This window comes from Hymenobacter sp. AT01-02 (genome assembly GCF_000961955.2).
Taxonomy (GTDB): domain Bacteria; phylum Bacteroidota; class Bacteroidia; order Cytophagales; family Hymenobacteraceae; genus Hymenobacter; species Hymenobacter mucosus.
In genome coordinates this window covers 18,901-44,137 of record NZ_JZIR02000024.1, presented here as the reverse complement: position 1 = coordinate 44,137, position 25,237 = coordinate 18,901, and the positions used below count along the sequence as shown (strand labels likewise).

Genomic DNA, 25,237 nt, shown 5'->3' with positions numbered 1-25,237 from the left:
CTATGAGCGATATAAAGCTTAAATAGTTGCATCAAAACAAGTGAATTTTGGGCAATTTCACGCTACCAAAGCGCATAAGTTTTTTTGAAACCGACACGACCTTGACAGACACATTATTTTTGGGCGCAGAAGCGCTGCCCGCACTGGCAGAACTGCTCCGCCGTCCAGCTGTAGGACAGGTTTGGGTACTAGCCGATGCTAACACGGCCCGCTTGTGCTACCCCCTGCTACAACCGCATTTGCCGCCTACTCATCGGCTAATTGAAATTCCCGCCGGCGAGGAATTTAAGACGCTTGCTACCTGTGATACCGTGTGGCAGCAGCTTACGGAGCAGAACACAGACCGCCACGCCGTGCTCGTGAACTTGGGCGGTGGGGTAGTGACGGACTTGGGTGGTTTTTGTGCGGCGGTGTACAAACGGGGTATTCGCTTCATTCAGGTGCCCACTACCTTGCTGGCGCAGGTAGATGCTAGTGTAGGAGGCAAAACAGGCGTTGATTTCCTCGGCTTCAAAAACCAACTGGGCGTATTTCAGGAGCCAGCGGCCGTGTGCATTGATCCGCAGTTCTTGCAGACCCTGGACCCGCGGCAGTTGAAGCTGGTTACGCCGAGATAGTAAAGCACTGGCTGATTGCCGATGCCGACGCCTTCCAGCAGAACCGGAGCATTGGTATGTTCGTGGAGGAATGGCTGCCCCTGATTCGGGAGTCGGTACTATTGAAAGAACAGGTAGTAGCCCAAGATCCGTTGGAAAGTGGCCTACGCAAAGTGCTCAATTACGGGCATACCGTCGGCCATGCCCTAGAGAGCTATTTGCTACTTCAGCCTGGCCGCGAAATTCTGCACGGCGAAGCTGTAGCTGCCGGAATGATATGCGAGGCTTGGCTGAGCCGCGAAAAGGGGCTTCTGAGCGAGCAGGAACTTGATACGATTGAGACCTTCCTGTTTTCGGTTTTCGAGAAAGTGCAGTTCGTAACACTTGAGACGGAGGCTATTGCGGAGTTTGCTTATCAGGATAAGAAGAACGTGGGTTCCACTATCAACTGCACCCTACTGGAAGGAATTGGCCGTGCCGTGTATGACCAACCCGTAACTCCTGCCGAAATTGCTGCTTCCTTGCGTTACTACCACCGGCTCTGAGTTGGCCGGTATTTCTGTTTGTTGCCGCTGCTATTGAGCCTGCGGTTAGCGTCGGATGCTAGCTAGTACCCGGCCTCATTTTTTTTGCATGACGATTTCATCCTCCCCTGAGTACCCTGCTTCTCTCCAGCTGACGTGGCCAAGCCAAGTTCTGCGCGGAAGTGCGCAAGTTCCGGCTTCCAAAAGTGAAAGCAACCGCGCCTGATTATTCAAGCCTTGGCTGGTGGCGGCCAGCTACGTAATCTGTCGGACGCTAACGATACCCAACTCATGGAGCGGCTGCTCCAAGACCCCGCTGCCGCTACTTTCGATGCTGAAGATGCCGGCACAGTGATGCGTTTTCTGACGGCTTATCTTGCTATGACCGGGCGCCAAACCGAATTGGTAGGTACTGCTCGCATGCTGGAGCGCCCCATTGGGGTTCTGGTAGAAGCGCTCCGCCAATTGGGAGCCCGGATAGAGTATGCCGGGCAGGAGGGCTACCCACCCTTGCGCCTGCAAGGGCGTACGCCCCAGCCAGCAGAGGAAGATCCTACTGAGCTAACAGTGCGCGGCGACATCAGCAGCCAGTACATCTCGGCCCTTCTGATGATTGGGCCCACCTTGCCAAGTGGCTTGCGTATCTGGCTTACGGGTAAGGTCGGCTCGCGCCCCTACATCCGCATGACGCAGGCACTGATGCAGCACTTTGGTGCTCAGTGCCGCGACTTGGGCGAGGTGTTGGAAGTGCGCTCCCAGGCCTACCAGCCCACCGATTACACCGTGGAAGGCGACTGGTCGGCGGCTAGCTATTGGTATGCAATGGTAGCCTTAGCACCAGCGGCTCCCACCTAACCTTGCCCACGCTACGCCGATACTCCTGGCAGGGCGACCAAGCTATTGTGGGTATTATGGCACAGCTTGGGGTCCAGACCGAATTCTTAGCTAATGAATCGGTGCGCCTGACCCAGACGGCACCTGCCGCCGCCGTAGAGCAGGATTTTACCGACTGCCCCGATCTGGCGCAAACTGTAGCCGTGGTAGCTGCTGCTCTTGGTGTGCCTACTATCATGACAGGCCTGGAAAGCTTGCGCATTAAGGAAACGGATCGGATTGCTGCCCTGCAACAGGAGTTAGCAAAGTTTGGTGGTGCCCTCACGGACGAAGGAGAGGGCCGCTTCCGCGTTTCAGCTGATGGCTTCGAAGTTAAAAATCAAACGGTAGCTACTTATCACGACCACCGCATGGCTATGGCTTTTGCGCCCTTAGCCCTGCGTGGACCTCTAACTATTGAGGCTCCCCGTGTAGTGCGCAAATCCTACCCACAGTTCTGGCAGGAATTGGGAAAAATAGGTTTCGAGGTCCGCTAATCTGCTTCTCAATTACCAAACAACTGCGCCCCGCTAGCATACTAGTGGGCGCAGTTGTTTGGTAATCTATTTTGAAAGAGAAGCGGGCGAAAGTAAACCGCACGTATCAGAGAGTTCGGAAGTAATCCGCTGAGTGTAGGAGCCGGCTGCCATACCAGCTGAATAACTCGCCGTCTACGATTCGAATGGTAGCCCCTGGGCAGATGGCCTGAAACTCCACTCGGTGTTTTTCGCCGAACGGGTAAGGCTCCGAAGAAAGCAAAATCTGGTGTGGTGCAGCCTCTGCTAGTTGAGCAGGGGTAATTTCAGGATAGCGCTGTAGCTGCGCAAACACATTTTGAAAGCCCGCCCGCTGCAGCATATCATTAATGAACGTGCCGCTTGCTGCTACCATATAGGGTTTACGCCAAATAAAGTAGGCAGCAGGCACAAGCGAATCAGAAACCTGTAAAGCCGTAAAAGATGCTGCTATTGCTGCGCTTAGCGAATTTGCTTTCGCTTGTCGGCCGGTTATGAGTCCAACGCGCCGGATCATATCCAGGGAGGCCTCCAGGTTTGTGATGTCGCTCATCCAGACCGGGTGCTTACTTGCCAGCTCTGCAATTCCCTCTTCAAAATTTTCCTCCTTATTGCCCAAAATCAAATCGGGCTTTAAGCTGGCAATTCTCGCGAAATCAAAATTTTTCGTGCCGCCTACTACTTGGGCCTGCTGCCGCGCTGTCCGCGGGTGAATACAAAACTTCGTAACGCCTACTACCCGGCTACCCAGGCCCAGGTCGTAGAACAATTCGGTTTGGGAAGGTACAAGCGACACGATTCGCTGCGGGGGGTAGGGCACTGCCACACGCCGTCCCATTTGGTCGGTAACGGTAAGCGGCGGAAGAAAATCCAGCATGAAATAAAAAGTTGACCTGCTTCAAACGATAGCCATACGCAGAAGAGGCGCCGCTCTGCATACCACAGAACAGCGCCTCTTCGACGGGCAGCCCAACGGCACTACTTAGCTAAAATAGCGGAAGTCCTGCTTGTCTTCAATGCGTAACAGCGTTTCGTAGATAAGCTGCGTTACATGCTCCACATCGTCTTTATGCACGGTTTCTACCGTGGTGTGCATGTACTTCAAGGGTAGCGAAATCAGGGCCGAAGCCACGCCTGCTCCCGAATAAGCAAATGCGTCGGTGTCGGTGCCCGTGGCACGGGTAGCGGCGGCCCGCTGGAAGGGAATCTCCGCTGCCTGAGCCGTCTCAATGATAAGGTCGCGCAGGTTATTCTGTACCGCCGGGCCGTAGGTGATTACGGGGCCTTTTCCGCAGAAAATGTCGCCGGCAGTTTTTTTCTCATACATCGGCGACTGCGTGTCATGCGTCACGTCGGTGATGATGGCAACATCGGGCTTAATGCGGTGAGCAATCATCTCCGCGCCGCGCAAGCCAATTTCTTCCTGCACGGCATTTACCACATACAAGCCAAAAGGTAGCTTCTTGTCGTTTTCCTTTAGCATGCGGGCTACTTCAGCAATCATGAAGCCACCGATACGGTTATCTAGGGCGCGGCCTACGTAGTACCGGTCATTGAGGACGGTGAACTCATCTTCGAAGGTTACTACCGAACCCACGTGAATACCCAACTGCTCTACTTCTTCCTTAGAAGACGCACCGCAGTCCAAATACACAGTTTCAATAGTAGGGGCTTTGTCTTGCTCTACTTTCCGCACATGAATAGCTGGCCAGCCAAATACGGCCTTCACTATGCCTTTTTTTGTGTGGATGTTTACGCGCTTGCTTGGCGCTACCAAGGGGTCGGAACCTCCGTTTTTACGCAGATACAAGAAGCCCGATTCCGTGATGAAGTTTACGAAATAGCTGATCTCGTCGGCGTGGGCCTCAATCACTACTTTGTACTCAGCTTCGGGGTTGATAACGCCCACTACGGTACCATAGGTGTCGACAAAATACTCGTCGATGTAGGGCTTGATATATTCGAGCCAGAGTTTCTGTCCTTCCTTCTCGAAACCAGTAGGGGAGGGGTTATTTAGGTACTTCTGGAGGAAGTCAAACGATTCTTGACGCATACGGTAGGTGTCATCCTGGGCTATGCGAAGGACCTTTTCGCACCAGGTTGTTTTTCTAGGTCAGAACAGGGTAGCTCTCAGTCCTTCGCGCTACCTCGCTCGATCGTAACAGGGACTTTATTTACAAGGGGATGTTGCCATGCTTCTTGCGCGGCAAGGTGTCTACTTTATTTTCTAACATCTTAAACGCCCGAATTAGCTTCTGGCGCGTCTGAGAAGGTAAAATTACTTCATCTACGAAGCCGCGGTGGGCCGCGCGGTAGGGAGTAGCAAACTTTTCCTGGTACTCATCTACCTTCTCTTGCAGCTTCGCTTCCGGGTCAGCCGCCTGAGCAATTTCTCGCTTGAAGATGATTTCGGCGGCTCCTTTGGCGCCCATTACGGCAATTTCGGCAGTAGGCCAAGCGTAGTTCATGTCGGCTCCAATGTGCTTGGAGTTCATTACGTCGTAAGCTCCACCGTACGCCTTACGGGTGATAACCGTGATACGCGGTACCGTAGCTTCGCAGAAGGCATAGAGCAGCTTTGCACCATTGGTAATAATGCCCCGCCATTCCTGATCGGTGCCCGGTAGAAAGCCCGGTACATCTTCCAGCACCAGCAGCGGAATGTTAAACGAGTCGCAGAACCGTACGAACCGCGCCGCTTTGGTCGAGGCATTAATATCGAGCACACCGGCCAGTACTGCCGGCTGGTTGCCTACTATTCCAGTGCTGCGACCACCAAGGCGGGCAAACCCGACCACAATGTTCTCAGCGAAGTTCTGATGTGCTTCTAAGAACGAATCAGTATCGACTATGCCCTCAATTACTTCGCGGATGTCGTACGGCTGGTTTGGGTTGTCAGGGATGATGGAGTCCAGCACCGGCCGCGACTCATCCAAGCCCGTTTCGTAGGGTACTGCGGGTGCCGTTTCCTCGCAGTTCTGCGGCATGTAGCTCAGCAGGGCCTTGAGTTGGTTAATGCACGCTACCTCGTTGGGTGCTGTGAAGTGCGTCACGCCACTCTTGGTAGAATGCGTGCTAGCACCGCCCAACTCCTCACTCGTAACGGTTTCATGGGTCACCGTCTTCACTACGTTGGGGCCGGTCACGAACATATAGCTCGTATCTTCCACCATCAGAATGAAGTCGGTAATGGCGGGCGAGTACACCGCGCCGCCTGCGCACGGCCCCATAATAGCCGAGAGCTGAGGTACTACGCCTGAGGCCAGGGTGTTCTTGTAGAAGATATCAGCGTAGCCACCTAAGCTTACTACTCCTTCTTGAATACGGGCCCCGCCTGAGTCATTAAGCCCAATCACGGGGGCTCCATTCTTCATGGCTAGGTCCATGATTTTTACAATTTTCTCGGCGTGGGTTTCGCTAAGAGAGCCGCCGAAAACGGTGAAATCTTGGGAGAACACATATACCAAGCGGCCGTTGACGGTACCATAACCCGTTACTACTCCATCGCCTAGGTAGTATTCCTTGTCAAGACCGAAGTCCTTAGAGCGGTGCATTACAAACTTTCCTATCTCCTCAAACGATCCTTCATCAAGTAACAGATCAATCCGCTCGCGGGCAGTAAGCTTGCCTTTCTTGTGTTGGGCGTCGATGCGGGCTTGGCCGCCGCCCAATAAAGCTTCCTGGTTTTTGCGTTCAAGAATTTCGAGTTTACTCAGGTGGGCTTCAGCGCGTGAATCAGACATTGGGCGGGAGTAGGAAATGCAGAGTGTACTAGTTAGGTCAGGAAACCAAAGGTAACGCACCAACAAAGAAAAGCCGCACCAGAATTGTGGGGCGGCTTAGCAATGGCTAGGATATCGAGGTGCTGTTGTTGACACTTGTATCTTGAAAGTACTAAGGTTAATGAGTTAGAACCTGTACTACTGTACTAATAACGGTTAGCTTATTAAGCTACAAAAAAGGCCGGCTCCTAGGTGGGAGCCGGCCTTTCTCATATTGAATGACGATTACTCGCCTTTCTTCTTAGTGTCTGGCTCGTCATCGTTGGGCTCGGGAGTTTCTTCCGGGCGCTCATCGCTGGCAAGGTTGGGCATTTCACCGCTCTTACTTACGGAGAAGGTTAGCTCCTCAGCATCGGCAGTGTAATCGGCCGTAATAACATCGCCCTGGGCGATTTCTGCTTTCAGGATTTCCTCCGCAATTGGATCTTCAATGTACTTCTGGATGGCCCGGTTCAGCGGACGTGCACCATACTTCGGATCGTAGCCTTTCTCGGCTACAAAGTCCTTAGCAGCATCGGTCAGCTCTACACGGTAACCCAGTGTCTGGATGCGGTTGAGCAACTTCGATAGCGAAATGTCAATGATGCGGTGGATGTCGTGCTTCTCAAGCGAGTTGAACACGATAACATCATCCAAACGGTTGAGGAACTCTGGTGAGAAGGTCTTGCGCAGAGCATTAGTGATAGTGCCCTTCGTAATCTCGTCCATGTTCTCCTGACGAGCCTTAGTGCCGAAGCCAATGCCAGCCCCGAAGTCCTGCAAGTCACGAGCTCCAATGTTAGAGGTCATGATGATGATGGTGTTGCGGAAGTCCACCTTGCGGCCAAGGCCGTCGGTCAGAATGCCGTCATCTAGCACTTGCAAAAGCAGGTTGTACACGTCGGGGTGAGCTTTTTCAATCTCATCCAGCAGAATAACCGAATATGGCTTGCGACGAATCTTTTCTGTGAGCTGACCGCCTTCTTCGTAGCCTACGTAGCCGGGAGGTGCGCCCACCAGGCGCGAGATGCTGAATTTCTCCATGTACTCCGACATATCGATACGCACGAGCGAATCTTCCTTATCGAAGAGGTAGTTAGCCAACACCTTCGCCAGTTCCGTCTTACCTACACCAGTTGGGCCTAGGAATACGAAAGAGCCGATTGGCTTCTTAGGGTCTTTCAAACCTACGCGAGTACGCTGAATAGCCTTCACAAGCTGAGCAATGGCCTTATCCTGACCAATCACCTTGCCCTTCAGCTCATCACCCATTTTCAGGAGCTTAGAGCTTTCGTTCTGAGCTACGCGGGAAACAGGAATGCCAGTCATCATGGCAATAACCTCAGCTACATTCTCCTCTTTTACGGTGTAGCGCTTTTTCTTGGTTTCCTCTTCCCAGTCCTTTTTGGCTTGGTCGAGTTGATCGATCAGCTTTTTCTCCGTGTCGCGGAGCTTAGCAGCTTCCTCGTACTTCTGCGATTTCACAACGCGGTTCTTCTCCGTCTTGATATTCTCAATCTGCTCTTCAAGCTTGAGGATATCTTCGGGCACCACGATGTTGTTGATGTGGACACGGGCACCAGCCTCGTCAAGAATGTCGATGGCCTTATCGGGGAGGAAACGGTCCGACATGTAGCGGTCCGACAGTTTCACACAAGCCTCAATTGCCTTGTCGGTGTACAGAACGTGATGGTGGTCCTGATACTTGTCCTTGATGTTGTTCAGGATTTCAATCGTCTCTTCTGGAGTGGTAGGATCTACCATTACCATCTGGAAACGACGGGCAAGGGCGCCGTCCTTTTCAATGTACTGACGATATTCGTCGAGCGTAGTAGCACCAATGCATTGAATCTCGCCACGAGCCAAGGCAGGTTTGAACATGTTGGAAGCATCTAGTGAACCAGATGCGCCACCAGCGCCTACAATCGTGTGCAGCTCGTCAATGAATAGGATAACGTCGGGCGACTTCTCCAACTCATTCATTACGGCCTTCATGCGCTCCTCAAACTGACCGCGGTACTTAGTACCAGCCACCAGTGAAGCAAGGTCAAGCGTAACTACGCGCTTACCAAACAGTACACGAGATACCTTCTTCTGGATGATGCGCAGGGCAAGGCCTTCAGCAATAGCCGTCTTACCAACACCAGGCTCACCAATCAGAATAGGGTTGTTCTTTTTGCGGCGTGACAGAATTTGGGCAACACGCTCAATTTCTTTTTCGCGACCTACAATAGGATCGAGCTTGTCCTCTTCAGCTAGCTTAGTCAGGTCGCGGCCGAAGTTATCGAGCACCGGAGTGCGCGACTTTTCGTTGCCTTTCTTTGGAGTAGCGCCGGCGCCAGCACCGCCGCGGCCTGCACCACCTCCAAAGAGGCGGTCGTTGTCATCATCGTCGGCCTCAGGGCCGTTAGTTGGGTTGTTCGCCGTGTTACCGTGGTAGTCCAGCGAATCGCGCACGGATTCGTAGTTCACGTTGAATTTGCTGAGGATTTGAGACGAAATGTTGTCTTCATCGCGCAAAATCGACAGGAGCAGGTGCTCGGTGCCAATGATTTCGCTTTTGAAGATTTTAGCTTCGAGGTAGGTAATCTTGAGGACTTTCTCGGTTTGCTTCGTCAGTGGGATAGAGCCAGTGATGCTCGTGCCCTGCGTGGCCGTGTTGCGAGTGGCCTGCTCAAGGGCATACTTCAGCTCGTCCACCGAAACGCCCAATTTCTTGAGCAAGCCGATGGCCGTGCCTTCCCCTTCGCGAATCATGCCCAGCAATAAGTGTTCGGTACCGATATAGTCGTGCCCGAGCCGGATGGCCTCTTCCCGGCTCAGGGAGATGACCTCCTTGACTCGATTTGAGAATTTAGCTTCCATGCAGATAAGGTAGTGAAGAAAAACGGAACCCCGCAAGTGTAAGTGGAGGCAGCAAATGCGGGTTTTGGCCGTTGTTATCTGAAAACAGATTGTGACGGGCGAAGGTTCGGAGGCGGCAAGTACACTACGTAAGGAAACTGCCGGCGGCCGGTCCCTGCATGAATAGCAGGTCTAAGATGCTGAGTCCCGGTACAAAATCTTTACCAAACGTTTGGCGATACGACTTACCCGACTTCCTGTCAGGTTCGGCAGTTTTTGGTGTCAGCCAGTCGCGGCGGTCTAGCACAGATGCAGTAGGAACGTGAGGGGGAAAGGAGGGATAAGAGGGCAAATATTCAGTAGTAAGCTGAAGGGAAAGCGGCAGGCGTAAGCAGCGTAAGTAGAAACGCAGAAAAGCCAGATTAAGGTCAAAAAGCAACCTAGGCTTCTGTACGTAAATATCGTGCAGATAGTCGGCGTAATATTCAAAATACGGTGTGCCACCATAAGCGGTTTGCAATGTGCGCCAGTGCTGATGAATCCAGTTCTGACGATAATCAATCTCTACGACGTTAATCAGCACTTTTTCGCTGCGGTTGCCATCTATTACTGGCACGGTAAGAGGCTTTACTCCTTGTGCAGTGAGAATAAGGCAACGGTTCCGATAGGTTTGTTTGCGGTAGTGCTCCTGGGTTTCCAGCCATAGTGTCTGGTTGCCAATTAATTCACCAAAAAATGCAATAGGTGGATGGTAGTGGGTTTCAAACAGAACGGGCATACGAAAGGCGATTATGGGCTCTGAGAAACCATTAAGCGGTAAGGAAGAGCATTCTGCCGAACGAACCGAACCATTATCCTGCCGAAAGGCATTTTAAGGAAAGCAATATCTTTGAACCCGACAAGCTGACATGATGCGTGCTGCACTTACTCTATTATTCTTTCTTCTACTAGGCGCAGCACAAGCTGCCGCCCCCCCGCAACTGGTATTAGATGTTGCACGCTTTCGCAATGAAAACGTGGCCGTAAAAGGCGCAGTGGTGGAAGTATACGCTACGGTTTCGGGGCAGTCGTTGACGTACAAGCGCCGTGGTCCTAAGCTCTTTCAAGCGGCAGCCACTGTTACGCTAGAAATCATTCGTCCTGACGGGGCAGCAGTGTACCAGGAAACAGTACTATTGAAGCCCCCTGTGCTGCGCGACACCACTGCGGTTATTAAAAACCCCATTAGCTTTCAAAAGCGCATTGTAGTGCCTGATGGAAGCTATGTGCTGCGAGGCCAAGTCCGTGACCAGTATAAAGGAGGTACCGCCAACATTGTGGAAGTCCCGCTTGTCCTGCAATCAACCTCTATTAAGCCTGTTTTAAGCGATATTGTGCTGCTAGCAAAACCTGCCTCGCGCACTATAGCCGATGGCAACAATTTTATTCGGAACGGCTTTAGTCTAACCCGTGCCCCCGGTGGGTTGTATGCTCGTGGAGCCGAGAAGGTGTACTTTTACTCCGAGCTACATAATGCCACAGCCGATCAGCCGCTCACGTTGCGGTATCGATTACGAACTCCTACTGCTACGAAAGACTTGGTGACTACTACTGGTAGCGTCACGGGCGCTTCGGGCAAGCCTACTGTAGTGTCAGGTGAAGTAGATATTAGCAAGGTGCCGGCCGGCGAGTACGTGCTACTTGTGGAAGTGCGTAATGCCAAGAATCAACTGCTTGCCTCTCAAACAGCCAAATTAAGTCGTAACCCCGACGATTACGCGCCTGCCGGGGCCGTAACGCCCTAATGAATGAGTAAAAAGAAGTCAGCGTCTTGGTACTACCGCCCGCTAGAGTGGGTACTGGTAGGTATAGCTAGCTTACCCTTGTCTGCGCTGTATGCTGTAGCTGGGGTGCTGTATGTCCTTATGGCGTATGTGCTACGCTACCGGCAGCGGGTAGTACTACAAAACCTGCGCAATTCCTTTCCGGATAAAACGGAAGCCGAAATCCGCCGCATTGGGAAGAAATTCTACTGGCACTTCGCCCAGGTTATCGTGGAGATTTTGAAACTGCGTGCCATATCTGAAACCGAACTGCGGCACCGAGTACGCTTCACCAATCCAGAAGTACTCAGCAATTTATTCGCAAAGAAGCGGCAGGTGCTGACCCTGGGTTCTCATGCTGGCAACTGGGAATGGATTCTGGCGGCGGCAGCACTAAACTACCCGGGGCAGGCTGGCGGAGTGTACAAGCCGCTGATGAACCCCTTCTTTGAGGATTTCATGCGCCGCCTGCGTAGCCGCACCGGAGCCCATCTGGTCCCTATGCTGGCTACCCTGCGCGACTTAGTGCAGTATAGAGGTACTGGCCGTACCTTGAGCTTACTCACTGACCAAGCTGCTGGCCCCGAAGATCATCCGTACTGGACTACCTTTTTACACCAAGACACGCCCTTCTACACGGGAGCCGATAAGTTGGCTGCTCAACTGCATTGTGCAGCAGTGTACGTAGGAATTCGGCGTGTACGTCGTGGCTACTATGAAATTACGTTTACTGAGTTCCACGACGGTGAAACATCGCTTATAAAAGGCTCCCACGTACTCACGGAAGCCTTTGCTCGGCAGCTTGAACGAGATATTCAGGCTAGTCCGCCCGACTACCTCTGGTCGCACCGCCGCTGGAAGCACAAGCGAAACTTGTAACTGGCTAAGCATAGCCAGTTTATTTAGGTTGCCTAGTTCTGAGTTACAGATACTGCTCTATATCGCCGGCACCTTGACGGATGATGTCAAAATCTTCGTTTGTACAGTCGACGACAGTGCTGGCAATGTTATTACCAAAGCCCCCATCAATCACTAGGTCAACCAAAGGCCGGTATTTCTCGAAGATCAGGTCTGGGTCGGTGCTGTATTCCAGCAATTCGTCGTCGTCGTGAATGGACGTGGACACGATAGGGTTGCCTAGCTCTCGCACGAGGCTCGTGCATATGTTATTGTCGGTACCCGAATACCAACGGTTTTTCGCTTCACGCCGCCGTATCGCGGCGCTTTGGGGCTAGCTTCAAAAATAAAGGTGAACGGGCCCGGCAACGCCTTTTTTAGCACTTTATACACCGGCGTAGTAATGCCATGAGCGTAGTCGGTGATGTGCGAGAGGTCGGAGCAGATAAAGGATAAATTAGCCTTATCGGGATGAATACCCTTGATACGGCATAGCTTCTCCACGGCCTTTGCATTGTGGATATCACACCCCAACCCATACACTGTATCGGTTGGATAGATAATAACGCCACCGTTGCGAAGTACGTCTACGGCCTGTAGGAGGCGGTTCTGAGGTGGGTTATCGGGGTGAATGCGAAGCAGCGTAGCAGCCATAGCGAAACGGGAAATTTGGGTGAACAGGGCCCTCCGCGCCAAGAAGCAGCGGGGCGGTCAATGTACAAGGAGAGGAGTAAACCTGCTACTCTTTCGATAAAAAGACGCGTAGAGTTGCCTTTATCTGCTATTTGAGAACATAAAAAAGGCTCCGGCGCATTGTGCCGGAGCCTTTTTTATGCGGAATTGGTAAAGTTTATTGCTTCACGAACAAGCGAGAAACGCTACCTGCTTTGGTAGTGAGGCGAACAGAATATACCCCACTCTTCAGTGCTGATATGTCTAGCTGCGATTCATTTGTCAGTACTGACGCTTGCTGTACGCGCTGGCCCAGGCTGTTAAATACCTCCAGCGTAGCCCCACGACCAGCCGCGCCTACCTGCACGGTGAGTTGGGTAGTAGCCGGGTTCGGGAAGACAGCAACGGTAGCGGCAAACGCAGCCTCACGACGCCCGAGCACTAAGTCAGACAAGCCACGCGGAATGATCTGGTAGCCTTCCGTGTAAGGCGATGAATTGTCGAACTGGGAGCCAATGCCCGTGAGCGAGAACGGACCGGCCGGAGCTGGCTGGTTGTATAAGGTAGTGCCGTTGTTGATACGAATCTGGTAGGCTACGCCGTTAGCATCTGCTACTGTTACGTTGTAGCCCGTAGTTGTAGCAGGCGAGTTCGTTAGCCACTGGCCAGGGTTGGTAGCCGTAAGTGGGCCCGGAATACGTACTAACTCCGACTCTTCGGCTTCCGTGAGGGCCGTGGTGATAACGCGGGGCTGGTAGGTGCGACGGGTGCGGCCGGCGGGCGTGATGCTGGTAAGGGTAATCTGAGTAAGGCCATTAAACTGACCCAGGGTGCCAGCTACTTCCACCGAATCACCTTCTGCCAGCACAATGGTGCCAATAGCAGTAGAAGAGAAAATGCCAATACCGCCGGTGTTGTCGATAACCGTCAGTTGGTAGCCCGTCGTGCGGGTATTTGTGCCGTATACCGTGCCACGAACGGCTACGGCAGCACCATTTTGCATGGGCACACCCGTCGCATCGTTTACCGTGAGAGTGGCAATAGGCGAAATAACAGGAGTAGGTGCAACATCATTATCGGTGATGGTGAGGGTATAGGAGCCGGCCGCAGTAGCAGCACCAGCTGGCAACACATTCCGCAACGATAGAACAACAGTTTCTGCTGATTCAAACGCAGCGTCGTCCACAATGGTCAGCGTAGCGTTTTGAGCGGCCGTAGAGCCGGCCGGAAACGTCAGCGTTTGCGTCGCAAAGGTGTAATCAGCGGGAGAGGTAGCTGTACCCCCAGCAGTTGCAACGGCTACTTCTACAGTAATAGCCTGAGTGCTGGCTGCACTTAGCGTAATAGGTAGTTGCACGGTGCCAGCGTTTTCGGCTACCGTAGCAGCAGTAGCTCCAAAAGTAATCGTAGGTACAGTAGTGGAGCTAGCCACCGCCGTGCCAAGTACCCGCAGATCATCGATACGCCAACTTCCCGCAGCAGCCTCAGCATTGTAGCCATAAATGCGGAACTCTACCGGCGAGGCCACTGCCGCAAATGCAGCTGGTAAAGTTATCAAAGTGTTGTTGCGGGTATCGGTGTTGTCGGGTACATTGACTGCCAGAAGGTTAGCAGTGAAGTTGTCGAGGCTGGAACGGATGGCCCAGTCGCGAATACCAGTGCCGGAGCGGCGCTCATCTAGGCGCAAGCTGTCTAGGCGGAGAGTATACCCAGCACTAGGCGTTACAGAAAAGCTGAAGTAGTCGGTAGCATCAAGAGCAGCAGTGCTCCAGTCAGTAGCAGCGAAGGTATTTGATCCGGCAGAGGCTACTACACCGGTTCCACGGGTAACGGGGCTGAGCTGGGCATTAGTAGGTTGGGCATCCGCATTAAAAGTGGCTTCTGAGCCGGTGGCACCCGTGAAGGAGTACTGGCCTAGTAGCGTTTGAGCGTGAGCTACCGAAGCAAAACTCAGTAACGTGGCAACCACAGCTACGCGGCGCGGCCAGGAAGAGTACGTGTGTTTCATCAAGAATAAAATAGGAGGGTGAAAGGGTACTAGGGGAGTAGGACAAAAGACGCTGATGAACCAAAGAGGCTAGACTATACTTCCGCCGCAGATTCCGCGTACTTTTGGAGGCCCAAAGCTACCTCAAACCCCTTGGTTACCCAAAGGGTTTGTCCTAACCCCCTCTGTACCTGTTTGCTTTCTACTTGTCATTCATGGCCAAAACCCGCATCGACTACAAAGCTAAAGCCACGAAGCGCCGCAACCGCTTTGCGTATACCACGGGCATTATCGGGCTGCTGCTCATTACGTTCTCGTACTATTTCTATCAGATATTCTTCACCCCGAACGTAGAAACCAAAGGCCGTCCTACGTACGTGGTAGTGCGCCGCGGCGAGACGGCCAAGCAAGTGCTGGACTCCATTGACGCCAGCGGAGTAATTATCGATAAGCTGAGCTTACACTTCGTGGCCCGGCTTATGAAATACGAGAAGCTGGTGAAGCCAGGACGGTACGAGCTGAAAGACGGCTACACCAACCGCCAGCTGATTAACGACCTACGCACTGGAAGCAACAAGCTGCCCCTCATGCTGACGTTCCAAAACATCCGTCTCCGTGAGGACTTGGCTCGCAAGCTTAGTACCACCATTGATGCTCGCCCTAGCCAGTTCGATTCCTTGCTGAATTCCCCAGCATACACTAAAAGCTTAGGCTTCGACACCACGAGTATTCTGACGATGTTCATCCCGAACACGTATGAGCTGCTTTGGAATACGTCCGCCGACAACCTAATGCAGCGGATGAAAAAGGAGTATGAGAAGTTTTGGACGCCTGAACGCGACGCCCAGCGTAAGAAATTAGGCCTTACTCGCACGGAAGTGAGCATTCTGGCTAGCATTGTGGAAGCTGAGCAGCAGCAGCACCCCGACGAGCGCCCCCGGGTAGCGGGCGTGTACCTCAACCGGCTCAAGCGCGGAATGAAACTCCAGGCCGACCCCACCGTCGTATACGCCAACCGCGACTTCACTATCAAGCGTGTGCTGAATGTGCACTTAGCTAAAGACTCGCCCTACAACACGTATAAATACGCGGGCCTGCCGCCCGGCCCTATCAACCTGCCCAGCATTGCTAGCATTGACGCCGTGCTGAACCCCGAAAGCCACGATTACCTCTACTTCTGCGCCAAAGAAGACTTCAGCGGCTACCATGCGTTTGCTACCAACGAGGCGGGGCACTTGGTAAACGCGCGCCGGTACCAGGCGGCTCTGAGCCGGGCTGGCATCATGAAGTAACTCCAGCTACTAGGCAGCATGTAGCCGGCGCCCGACGCGCCTAATGTGCTGTAAAATATATTAGCTGAGCTTGTTCTTACTCTATCTGTAGTTCTCCACCCTAGCACCCTGTTGCAATTCATGTACACTTCCGATACTAACATCCGCGTGCGGTATGCCGAAACCGATCAAATGGGTTACGTGTATCACGGAAACTACGCGGCGTACTTTGAAGTATGTCGCACCGAAGCGTTCCGGCAGCTAGGCATTAGCTACAAAGATTTGGAAGCCGAAGGAGTAGGGATGCCCGTGGGTGAAATTCGTACCCGTTTCCGCCTTCCTGCCCGCTACGATGACCTGCTGACGGTGCGGTTGCTATTGAAGCAGCCTGCGGAAGGGTCGCGGATTCTTTTTGAGTACGAAATCTACAACGAAGCCAAAGAGCTACTCACGGAGGGGCATACGCTTATGGTGTTTGTGAGCATGGCTACCGGCCGGCCGGTACCTATTCCAGGGCACATACAGGAGAAGCTAGTTGGGTATTTCTCCGACGAGGAAACGGCGGGCCCGCTTACACCACCGCACGAAAAACGGCCCGCTACCGCCCCCGCACCTGCCGCCTTCTTGAAGGGCACGGAGCCCGAGACTGGAGAGTAGGAGGGACCTTATTTGGTAAAACTTGATGTTGAGGTGCTAGCCGGCAGATACCCCGTATCAGCGGCCTTTATCACTCCTGCTTCCTTTGTTGGCCTATGAAAACTATGCGCCTTCCTGTCCGTCGCTACCATCTTCCAGATGTGCGCCGCCGCCGCAGCTACCGCAAGTTTATCGTGTGGCTTAAGCGGCTACGGTTTCACAATGGAAAAGCGTCGGTCTACGACGTGGTGGACCGCATTATGCAGGAAATTAAGCTAGATGGTGTAGCAAAGCGGGCCAGCTACATGGCTTTCAACTTCACTATTGCCATCTTTCCCACCATCATCTTCCTGTTTACGCTGATTCCGTATATCCCTATTCCAAACCTGAATCTGGATATTCTACAGTTCCTGGCCGATCTAATTCCTCGAGAAATGTACGTGGCCGTTTCGGGTACCATCGAGGACATCGTAAACATCCCCCACGGCGGTTTGCTCTCGTTTGGTTTTGCTACTGCTCTAGTGCTTAGCTCCAACGGCATCATGGCGCTGCTCGATGCTTTCGAGAAAAAATATCCTTCGTTCAAGAAACGCACTTACGTTCGTAAACGGGTTATTGCTACGCTGCTCACCGTGGTCCTATCATCGGTACTACTGTTCTCCGTAGCCAGCATCTTCTTCGGAACCTACATCATCGACGCCCTAGTGTACCACGAGATTGTGCCGGAGGCCATGACGGACCAGCTCACGGCTGTGCTCCGGTATGGGTCAGTGGTGGGACTGTTTCTGCTTACTACCTGCTTGGTGTACTATTACGTGCCGCCCGTGCACGACAAATGGCCCTTTATCTCAACGGGAGCAATAGTGGCTACCCTCTTGATATTTCTGGTGTCCTTCCTGTTCATCTTGTACGTTAAAATCTTCGATAGCTATAACCACTTTTATGGCTCTATTGGCACGCTAGTAGGCTTCATGGTATGGCTAGATTTCGTGTGCATGACCCTGATTCTAGGGTTTGAGGTAAACGTGAGCATTGATGCCGTAACAGGCCGCCTGCGCAAACCCTAAGTGGTAACCAGTAAATACTTTGTGGCTGAAAATGAGCACACAAGATCGTAGCGAAGAAAAAAATGCTGCTGGTCTATTGCGCCTTACTAAATGCTCTCTACTTTTGCCATCCCAAACCACTGATTTGGAACCTTACAGAGAGGTGGCAGAGTGGTCGAATGCGACGGATTCGAAATCCGTTATACCGGCAACGGTATCGGGGGTTCGAATCCCCCCCTCTCTGCACTAAGTACTTCTCATAACAGGTGAGAAAGTGTGTTTTTACAAATTTTTTCGCACCTTCGGGTACGAATTGCCAGAGGAGTGGCAGAGTGGTCGATTGCGGCGGTCTTGAAAACCGTTGAAGGTTAAACTTCCGGGGGTTCGAATCCCTCCTCCTCTGCAAAAAGCCCTGCTTCAGCTAGAAGCAGGGCTTTTTTATTGCGCCTAGGCGAAGAACAGTGCTTAGGAAGTGGCAACTTCAGCAACTTTTCATGTTGGGGTAGTATCTTCAAAACGTAGCGTACCAGTAACACTAGCTGCCAGCACATGCCTTATCTTTGAGATAGTAAGCTCAACTATACTAGGCGAGGCTGCGTTTAACTGCTCTATATATGTCCGACTTGCTTTTTGATGTCAATCTGCAGCAGTTGCCCGATGAGTATCTCACCGGTGAATGGCGCGTGGCAGATCGGGTGCTGAACCGCACCGAGCCGGGAAGTGTACTCGCACAGGCGGAGCGGTTTTACCTGGAACCCGGCGCCGTGCAAGTCCAGACTCCTAACCAACGTGATAGTGGGCACTGGTCGGTGCTCCGCGATGCGCTGCTGAACCGGCCGTATCTGGAACTTAGCCTAACCTGGGAGCAAACCCGCGCCTTGGTAACACGCCTGCGTCGTTCGCGCAGTGGCAGTGAAAGCTTACTTAATCTATATTTCCAGTCAGGAATGGAGATGCAATTGGCGCGTCCTTGAGGTGCTTCAGACGCCAAACCATTTTTCTTACATGGCTATAGCCGATTTGAATACAGAACAACCTCTTCCTGCCAGCAGTAGTGTATCGGCTGCTGGTATGCTAGGCACCACCGATGCGAGCGGCAGAGTAGTGTATGCCAGCCCGCAGCTGTTGCACTTCCTGGGTTTGTCGCTGAGCGAGGTGCAGGCGCAGTGGCTGTCACTCGTGCATCCCGACGACCAGAAGCGCCTGAGCGAGCAATGGAAGGCAGCTTTAGCAGCCAACCAGATATATCAGGTCGAATTTCGTATTCGCCGGCAGGACGGCCAGTACCGGTGGGTTTGGAGCACGGGCTATCCGCAGATGAACGATGTCGGCATTGTGCAACAGTGGATTATTAGCACAATCGACGTAGAAGTGTCGCGCCAAAGCGCGGGCGGAAATACGGGCGCAGAGGCGGACTTTTCCTTTTTGGCCGAGTTGATTCCTCAGCTTGTCTGGACCACGGACCCCACGGGCTTTCACACTTACTTCAACCAGCGCTGGACCGACTTCACGGGCTATACTTTAGCGGATAGTGTGGGTCCCGATATGTGGAACAACCTTCTGCATCCTGATGACCGGCAACGGGCCCGCGAGATTTGGGGACATTCCTTGGCTACCGGCGAATTCTACGAGATAGAATACCGCTTCAAAGCCAAGGACAACACCTACCGCTGGTTTCTGGGGCAAGCCCTACCAGTGTATAGCAGTGAAGGGCAGATAGTAAAATGGTTTGGCACCTGCACCGACATTCACGACCAGAAGATGAACGAGCTAGCCCTGCGCAAGCGGGAGCAGGACTTCACTACGCTGGCAAATGCCATTCCGCAGATGGCATGGATGGCAGACGAAGCGGGTAGTATTTTCTGGTTTAACGACCGGTGGTTTGCGTACACGGGCACCTCATCCGAGCACGTGCATAACCAAGACTGGCAGCACGTACACCACCCAGACTACGCCGAGCAGGTCCGAACGAAGTTTCAAACCGCAATTCGAACGGGTGAGGCCTGGGAAGATACCTTTCCGTTACGGCGCGCAGACGGCGAATACCGCTGGTTTTTAAGCCGGGCCCTACCTGTTTTGGACGACGCTGGCCAGATTGTGCGGTGGTGCGGTACCCATACCGACGTGACCGAGCAAAAGCAGCTACAAGACCAACTGGAGCGCGCCTACTCCGATCTGGAAGCCAAAGTAATGTTCCGCACGCTCGACTTGGAGCGAGAAGTGCAGGAACTACGCCAGCGGCTCAGCAGCTAGCTACTTCTCATACGCACGCATCCTACTTTAGCGCCCCGCTTTGCCACTTCTACTGGCGAGGCGGGGCTTTTAGCTCTAGGAGGCTGTAGCGGCGGAATTTCGTACAGTACCCACCTAAATCCCGCACTACCAGCGGCCCTACTTGGTTGTTACTTTGATGATAGTAAGCACCTAGATGCCTACTGCTCCAAAACTATGAACGACACTCTTTCACCTATGGAACCCCAGGCCGCGCAGGAAGCTGCCAAAACCAGCCTGGATATTATGGGCATGAGCTGTGCCTCCTGCTCTGCCGCCGTAGAGCGTGCCCTCAAGCGTGCCCCCGGCGTGCAGGATGCTCGGGTAAATCTCGCCACCGAAAAGGCTACCATTGACTACCTGCCTACTGCCACCAACCGGGCGGTGCTCAAGGAAGTGGTACGACAGGCCGGATTCCAAGTAGCAGAGCCCCGCCCCGATACCACTGCCCAAGAGCGCCAAGCACTGCTGGAAAGCCAAAAAGCTACTGATTACGCGCATCTTAAGCGTCGGTTGTGGGTAGCCGTGGGTCTCACGGTCATCATCATGCCCTTATCTATGCTAATGCTCTGGCCTACGCTTATGCACCGCATCAGCATGCCAGTGCTGAACTACGGGCTACTGCTGCTGACGCTGCCGGTGCTGCTTTACAGTGGACAGGAGTTTTACATTTCAGCATGGAATGCTTTCCGCCACCGCTCTGCCAACATGGACACACTGGTGGCAGTGGGTACCGGAGCCGCGTTTCTGTACAGCTTAACTGCTACGGTAGTGCCTAGTTTTTTCACCAGTCGGGGTTTGACCCCGGAGGTGTACTACGACACTACGGCAACCATCATTGCTCTTATTCTGCTTGGTAAAGTGCTGGAAGCGCGGGCCAAAACCCGCACCTCAGCTGCTATTCGGGCATTGCTGAACCTGCAAGCCCGTACGGCCCGCGTAGTGCGCCCAGACGGACGGGAGGAAGATGTGCCCGTAGAGCAGCTTGACCTCGATGATGTAGTGCTGGTGCGCCCGGGTGAAAAGGTAGCCACCGACGGCGAGATAATAGAAGGCAAGTCGGCGGTAGATGAAAGCATGCTCACAGGAGAAAGCCTGCCCGTTGCCAAGTATCTAGGTAGTTCCGTGTACGGGGCCACCCTTAACAAAACCGGTTCGTTTCGCTTTCGGGTAACCAAGCTAGGTGCCGACACTATGCTGGCCCGCATTGTGCACCTGGTAGAGGAAGCCCAGGGTAGCCGGGCGCCCATTCAGCGCCTCGCCGATCAAGTCAGCGCCATTTTTGTGCCCACTGTAGTCTGCTTGGCTCTACTCACGTTCGTGGTCTGGTTTGACTTTGCTGCAAGTGACCAGCGCTTACCGCTGGCGCTAGTGCACTTCGTGGCCGTGCTCATCATTGCCTGCCCATGCGCTCTGGGGCTGGCAACGCCCACCGCTATTATGGTAAGCACTGGGCGAGGAGCGGAGCAGGGCGTGCTTATCCGAAATGCTGAGGCCCTCGAAAAAGCGTACAAAGTAGATACCATTCTGCTCGATAAAACCGGTACCATCACGGAAGGGGAGCCGGCCGTGACGGAATTTACGCTAGCCCCCGGCTACCCCGATGTGGCGGGCCTCCTGCGTCGCGTGGCCGTAGTAGAGCGGCAATCCGAACACCCCTTGGCGGCGGCAGTAGTGCGCTACGCCGAGCAGCAGGGAGCAGTGATAATGGGTAAGACCACCGAGTTTCAGGCCCTGGAAGGCCGTGGAGCAGCGGGTACAGTTGAGAGCAAGGCTCTGCTAATTGGTAACCGCCGCTTGCTGACGGAGCACAACATACCTCTACCAACCGCCTTGGCTGAAGCAGCTACTGCTCTATTGGCCGCTGCGAATACCGTGCTGTTTGTGGCTGAAGAAGGCCAGGCGGTGGCAGTACTAGCGGTGGCAGATACTGTGCGGGCCACCGCTGCCGAAGCCATCCGGCGTTTGCAGCGGCAAGGGCTGGAAGTCGTCATGCTTACTGGCGACAATGCGCAAACTGCCGCGGCTGTAGCGCAGCAAGTAGGCGTACAGCGGTACTTTGCCGAAGTACTACCTCAGGACAAGGCCAGCAAAGTGCAGGAGCTGCAAGCCGAGGGCCGCGTGGTAGCCATGGTGGGCGACGGTATCAATGATGCTCCCGCGTTAGCCCGGGCTGATGTTGGTCTGGCAGTAGGTACGGGCACTGACGTAGCGCTGGAAGCGGCCGGTATCACCCTCATGCGCTCCGATTTGCACGGTGTAGCCACGGCCATTGAGCTGTCGAAGCAAACTATCCGCACCATTCGGCAGAACCTGTTCTTTGCTTTTGTATACAACGTGCTGGGTATTCCCGTGGCGGCGGGCGTGTTGTACCCCCTATTCGGTATCACCTTGTCGCCGATGCTGGCCGCCGGTGCTATGGCGTTAAGTTCAGTCTCGGTGCTTACAAACTCTCTGCGCTTGCGGCGCTAGCTCGCAGGCACCTACTCTTTTTCAATTACAGCTATGGATACTGCAGAACTGTTTGTAACAAGTGGCGGTCTTTTGTTGATTGGACTGGTAGTGTGGTACTTCTTCTTTACCCATCAAACTAGCGCGCAGGCCGTGGCCGCTGATGGAGGTGTGCAAGCTATAGACATTCAGGTGCAGGGTGGCTACTCTCCTGCAGTGGTAGAAGTTGAGCACGGCCGCCCCGTACAGCTACGATTTCACCGCGCCGAGGATAATAGCTGCTCCGAAGAACTGCTACTACCTGATTTTCGCATCCGCCGGGAGCTGTCAGCTTTCCAAACTACTACCATTGAGCTTACGCCTGCGCAACCGGGCACGTACGAGTTTACCTGTGGCATGCACATGCTGCGCGGCCGGCTGGTAGTGCGCTAGCTTGGGGGTTTGGCTCGCCAACCGGCAATGCTAGATACGAAGCTGTTATACAGTTCTTTGTTCAATGCTTACTCTTCTGCGTCCATGCCTTTCTTAAGCTCGGCATCTAGGAAGTAAGCGCCATGACGAACTAGGCGCATTGTGTCAGGAAGCTGCTCTAGCAGCGTCACGGCCACGTCGCCGTTTTCGGCAGGGCCGGTTTTTACTTTGTAACGCTGGAAGGTGTGGCCACCCGTTGCTGCCTGGGCGAAGATGTAGCTAAACTCCCCGGCTTGGATAACAGCATCTTCGGGTAATGTGCGCTGGCGTGCACCAGCGGTTTGAATGTGGGCCGCCACGTACTGGCCAGGCAGCACATCGTCGCGCTCGGGCTCCAAGTGGGCATGCACGCTCACCGTGCGGGCGTCATCATTGAAGGCCTTGCCCACCAGAAACACGCGGGCCGTCAGATCTTCATTGGAGCCGCGGCTAGGAATTTTAAATAGGATGCGCTGGCCCTTTTTCACCCGTACAATATCCCGTTCGAACACTTTTAGCTCCAAGTGCAAATCGGAGCGGTCCACCACTTCTACCAGCACAGCCTGAGGATCTACAAACTGGCCGGGGTTGATGTTGACGGATTTCACGTACCCGCCGATGGGCGAGACAAGGGGCACCGTGGGGGAAATAACGCCCCGGTCAAGCTGGGTCATACCAATTCCTAGCATGCGCAGCTGGCCGGCCGTAGCTCGCAGTATCGCCTGCTCCGACTGATAATCGCTCTGGGCTTGCTGTAGTTTGCGCTTGGCGCCCACATCTTCCGCGTCCAAGGTCTGTTGGCGCGTCAGCTCCTGCCGCAGAAACGTGACTCGGGCTTTGCTCTGCAAGTAGTCTTGCTGGAGCTTCAAATAATCAGGATGGCGCAGCACGGCTACCGTTCCACCCCGGCTTACCTGCTGCCCCGGTAGCACGGCCACCGACTGCACATACCCGCCCATCACCGCCGAAATAGACGCCTGATTTTGGGGAGGTACGTCAATGCTGCCATTGGCCTGCACATCGGAGGTCATGTTTTTCCAGGCGAAGGAGCCCGTCTCAATACCGGCTGCCTTGGCCTGCGCCGGGCTGATGCTAACCTGGTCGGGGTTGGTGGGGGGAGCGGGCGTAGCGGCTGGGGCCACCGTCTTGGTTTCAGGAGGGGTATCACGGCCGCAGGCCGTTGCCAAGCCAGCTAGCAGTAGGAGAAAAGTATATTTCATATGAAAAGGCCGATTTGTTGTCACCGTCGGCGCGTAGCCGGAATGCCGTGTTGCAAGCGCCGAGGAAGCGAAGCCCGTAGGTTGGGTTGCTATGGGTTTCTTATAGTGAAAATGTTACAGGTCGGGGCCAGTTAGTGCTTGCAGCATCAAAACCAGCTCGTTGTATTGGCGCACTTGGTCGAGGTAGGCCAAACGAATTTGCCAGGCTGGCTCGGTATTGACGACGTACTCCACGTATTCAATGTCGCCGGCGCGAAAGCTCTTCTCGGCAGTATCCAAGATGAGGCGAGCTTGGGGTAGGGCCGTTTGCTCGTAATACGTGAGGGAGGTACGCGCCTGGGCCAACTGCTGACGCATGCCCCGGAGTTGGCCCGCCAGCTGGGCAGTGGCGTACTGAAGCTGAGCCGCCGCCGTTTGCTCGCCAATGCGGGCGGCCTGAATGCGGCCTTTCTGCACCCCACCGAGCAGAGGCAACGCCACCCCAGCTTGTGCCACCTGAAATCCTCGCTCCTTATTGATGGTCTGGTTGAAATACCCCACGCGCACATCGGGCAGGCGCCGCAACTGCTCCACGCGGGTTTGGCGCCGGCTTACCTCTGCTTCCTGTTCCAGCAAGGCCAGGGTAGGGTTAGAGCCAACGGAAAGCCCGGCCGTATCAGTGGGGGCTAGCGGAGCCACTAGGGCAGCCGCCGTGTCAATGGTAACGGGTTGGCCTAGGTTGAGTAGCGTACCAAGCTGCTGCCGCTGCACTAGAATGCCGGTGCGGGTAAGCGCAAGGCGGTTTTGCAGCTCCCGCGACCGGGCCTCTGCCGATACTTGTTCCAAGCGGTTGGTTTCGCCGGTCTGGTAACGGATTCTGGCGGCGCGGGCGGCGCGGCGGTATAGGCTGTCTTGGCGCCGAAGCAAGGCCGCCCGCTGGTAGCTCAGCAGCAACTCGTAATACGTGCTGCCAATAGTGCGAGCCAACTCCCGCCGCTGGCTCCGTACCCGCTGCTCGGCCGTTGATACTTGGCTTTCTAGCAAGCGGCGAGTAGCCGAGTACACTCCCGGCAAAGCGACTGCTGCACGATATTCACGCTTTGGTCCGCTAGGGGACCTGAGATTTGACCGTATTGGTAGTCTATTACCGTCCGGGGTACATCGTAGCCCGTGCGGCTTAGGGCGCGTTGGCGCTGTACTTCCAAGGTTCCGGTTTGCACCAGCAAGCTTTGCCCCAGGCCTGTTTGCAGGGCCTGTTGTAAGGAAAGCGCGCTGTTTGGTGTTAGTGGGGCGGAAGTACTAGATTGGGGCGGTGGTAGCGTGCGGGGAGTAGTCTGGGCCCATACTAGGCTGGGCAGCAGCAAACATGCACATACGAGACGATAGAGCATTGCAGTAGTTTCTTGGGTTCGGCCGTTGGCCTCCTCGTCATATCCAGGGGA

Annotated in this window: 20 protein-coding genes, 2 tRNA genes and 2 pseudogenes; 14 read left to right on the top strand and 10 right to left on the bottom strand. The window is 54.1% G+C overall.

The window, feature by feature from the left end:
- Positions 1-47: 47 nt before the first annotated feature.
- The 3 genes and pseudogenes from aroB (at position 48) to VI25_RS28415 (ending at position 2,490) form a co-directional block, all read left to right on the top strand.
- Positions 48-1,141: pseudogene (gene aroB, locus VI25_RS28855) on the top strand (3-dehydroquinate synthase).
- Positions 1,142-1,357: 216 nt separating this feature from the next.
- Positions 1,358-1,975: a hypothetical protein gene (locus VI25_RS28420; RefSeq protein WP_316934294.1), complete on the top strand. Its 618-nt coding sequence runs from the start codon at positions 1,358-1,360 to the stop codon at positions 1,973-1,975.
- 2 nt (positions 1,976-1,977) lie between these two features.
- Entirely contained in the window at positions 1,978-2,490 is a 513-nt protein-coding gene (locus tag VI25_RS28415) for a 3-phosphoshikimate 1-carboxyvinyltransferase (protein WP_316934293.1), read from the top strand.
- Between the two features lie 106 nt (positions 2,491-2,596).
- Here the strand turns inward: VI25_RS28415 and VI25_RS09550 are convergent, their stop codons facing one another.
- From VI25_RS09550 to VI25_RS09530, 5 genes are all read right to left on the bottom strand, one after another.
- Positions 2,597-3,385, bottom strand: a complete 789-nt coding sequence (locus VI25_RS09550; protein WP_045689916.1) for an ABC transporter substrate-binding protein — start codon at positions 3,383-3,385, stop codon at positions 2,597-2,599.
- Between the two features lie 105 nt (positions 3,386-3,490).
- Positions 3,491-4,561: a M42 family metallopeptidase gene (locus tag VI25_RS09545; protein ID WP_055562455.1), complete on the bottom strand. Its 1,071-nt coding sequence runs from the start codon at positions 4,559-4,561 to the stop codon at positions 3,491-3,493.
- 121 nt (positions 4,562-4,682) lie between these two features.
- Positions 4,683-6,251 carry an acyl-CoA carboxylase subunit beta gene (locus tag VI25_RS09540; RefSeq protein WP_045689917.1) on the bottom strand — a complete coding sequence of 523 codons (1,569 nt, stop codon included), beginning with the start codon at positions 6,249-6,251 and terminating at the stop codon, positions 4,683-4,685.
- Between the two features lie 264 nt (positions 6,252-6,515).
- A complete protein-coding gene (locus VI25_RS09535; protein ID WP_045689918.1) occupies positions 6,516-9,134 on the bottom strand; it encodes an ATP-dependent Clp protease ATP-binding subunit in 2,619 nt (872 codons plus the stop codon).
- A gap of 124 nt (positions 9,135-9,258) precedes the next feature.
- Positions 9,259-9,891 carry a WbqC family protein gene (locus VI25_RS09530; RefSeq protein ID WP_045689919.1) on the bottom strand — a complete coding sequence of 211 codons (633 nt, stop codon included), beginning with the start codon at positions 9,889-9,891 and terminating at the stop codon, positions 9,259-9,261.
- A 130-nt stretch (positions 9,892-10,021) separates the two neighbouring features.
- On the opposite strand from VI25_RS09530, the gene VI25_RS09525 reads away from it, so the two are divergent.
- Both VI25_RS09525 and VI25_RS09520 read left to right on the top strand, forming a co-directional pair.
- Positions 10,022-10,897: a hypothetical protein gene (locus VI25_RS09525; RefSeq protein ID WP_045689920.1), complete on the top strand. Its 876-nt coding sequence runs from the start codon at positions 10,022-10,024 to the stop codon at positions 10,895-10,897.
- A 3-nt stretch (positions 10,898-10,900) separates the two neighbouring features.
- The gene (locus tag VI25_RS09520; RefSeq protein WP_045689921.1) at positions 10,901-11,794 is read left to right on the top strand and encodes a lysophospholipid acyltransferase family protein; all 894 of its coding nucleotides are present in this window, start codon (positions 10,901-10,903) and stop codon (positions 11,792-11,794) included.
- Between the two features lie 43 nt (positions 11,795-11,837).
- On the opposite strand, the pseudogene VI25_RS09515 reads toward VI25_RS09520, so the two are convergent.
- Positions 11,838-12,466 (bottom strand): annotated as a pseudogene (locus VI25_RS09515) (L-threonylcarbamoyladenylate synthase).
- A gap of 196 nt (positions 12,467-12,662) precedes the next feature.
- Positions 12,663-14,492: a T9SS type A sorting domain-containing protein gene (locus VI25_RS09510; protein WP_052695467.1), complete on the bottom strand. Its 1,830-nt coding sequence runs from the start codon at positions 14,490-14,492 to the stop codon at positions 12,663-12,665.
- Positions 14,493-14,686: 194 nt separating this feature from the next.
- On the opposite strand from VI25_RS09510, the gene mltG reads away from it, so the two are divergent.
- From mltG to VI25_RS09465, 9 genes are all read left to right on the top strand, one after another.
- Positions 14,687-15,763, top strand: a complete 1,077-nt coding sequence (gene mltG / locus VI25_RS09505) for an endolytic transglycosylase MltG (protein ID WP_082455468.1) — start codon at positions 14,687-14,689, stop codon at positions 15,761-15,763.
- 120 nt (positions 15,764-15,883) lie between these two features.
- On the top strand, positions 15,884-16,399 hold the full coding sequence (locus tag VI25_RS09500) for an acyl-CoA thioesterase (RefSeq protein WP_045689939.1): 516 nt from the start codon (positions 15,884-15,886) through the stop codon (positions 16,397-16,399).
- 95 nt (positions 16,400-16,494) lie between these two features.
- A complete protein-coding gene (locus VI25_RS09495) occupies positions 16,495-17,445 on the top strand; it encodes a YihY/virulence factor BrkB family protein (RefSeq protein WP_236704990.1) in 951 nt (316 codons plus the stop codon).
- Positions 17,446-17,581: 136 nt separating this feature from the next.
- Positions 17,582-17,668 (top strand) — tRNA-Ser (locus VI25_RS09490).
- 74 nt (positions 17,669-17,742) lie between these two features.
- A tRNA-Ser gene (locus VI25_RS09485) sits at positions 17,743-17,827 on the top strand.
- 211 nt (positions 17,828-18,038) lie between these two features.
- Entirely contained in the window at positions 18,039-18,398 is a 360-nt protein-coding gene (locus tag VI25_RS09480) for a hypothetical protein (RefSeq protein ID WP_045689923.1), read from the top strand.
- A 31-nt stretch (positions 18,399-18,429) separates the two neighbouring features.
- Positions 18,430-19,677 (top strand): PAS domain-containing protein, encoded by a 1,248-nt coding sequence (locus VI25_RS09475; protein WP_052695468.1) that lies wholly within the window; start codon positions 18,430-18,432, stop codon positions 19,675-19,677.
- A gap of 195 nt (positions 19,678-19,872) precedes the next feature.
- Entirely contained in the window at positions 19,873-22,167 is a 2,295-nt protein-coding gene (locus tag VI25_RS09470) for a heavy metal translocating P-type ATPase (protein WP_052695469.1), read from the top strand.
- A 33-nt stretch (positions 22,168-22,200) separates the two neighbouring features.
- Positions 22,201-22,578, top strand: a complete 378-nt coding sequence (locus tag VI25_RS09465) for a cupredoxin domain-containing protein (RefSeq protein ID WP_045689925.1) — start codon at positions 22,201-22,203, stop codon at positions 22,576-22,578.
- 68 nt (positions 22,579-22,646) lie between these two features.
- On the opposite strand, the gene VI25_RS09460 is transcribed toward VI25_RS09465, so the two are convergent.
- The 3 genes from VI25_RS09460 to VI25_RS09450 all read right to left on the bottom strand — a co-directional run bounded on the left by VI25_RS09460 (position 22,647) and on the right by VI25_RS09450 (position 25,186).
- Complete coding sequence (locus tag VI25_RS09460; RefSeq protein WP_045689926.1) at positions 22,647-23,816, bottom strand: efflux RND transporter periplasmic adaptor subunit; 1,170 nt, start codon at positions 23,814-23,816, stop codon at positions 22,647-22,649.
- Between the two features lie 114 nt (positions 23,817-23,930).
- Positions 23,931-24,860, bottom strand: coding sequence for a TolC family protein (locus tag VI25_RS09455; RefSeq protein ID WP_045689927.1), 930 nt, complete (start codon positions 24,858-24,860; stop codon positions 23,931-23,933).
- On the bottom strand, positions 24,833-25,186 hold the full coding sequence (locus VI25_RS09450; RefSeq protein WP_152981556.1) for a hypothetical protein: 354 nt from the start codon (positions 25,184-25,186) through the stop codon (positions 24,833-24,835). The genes VI25_RS09455 and VI25_RS09450 overlap by 28 nt, the downstream gene beginning before the upstream one ends.
- Between the last annotated feature and the right edge of the window lie 51 nt (positions 25,187-25,237).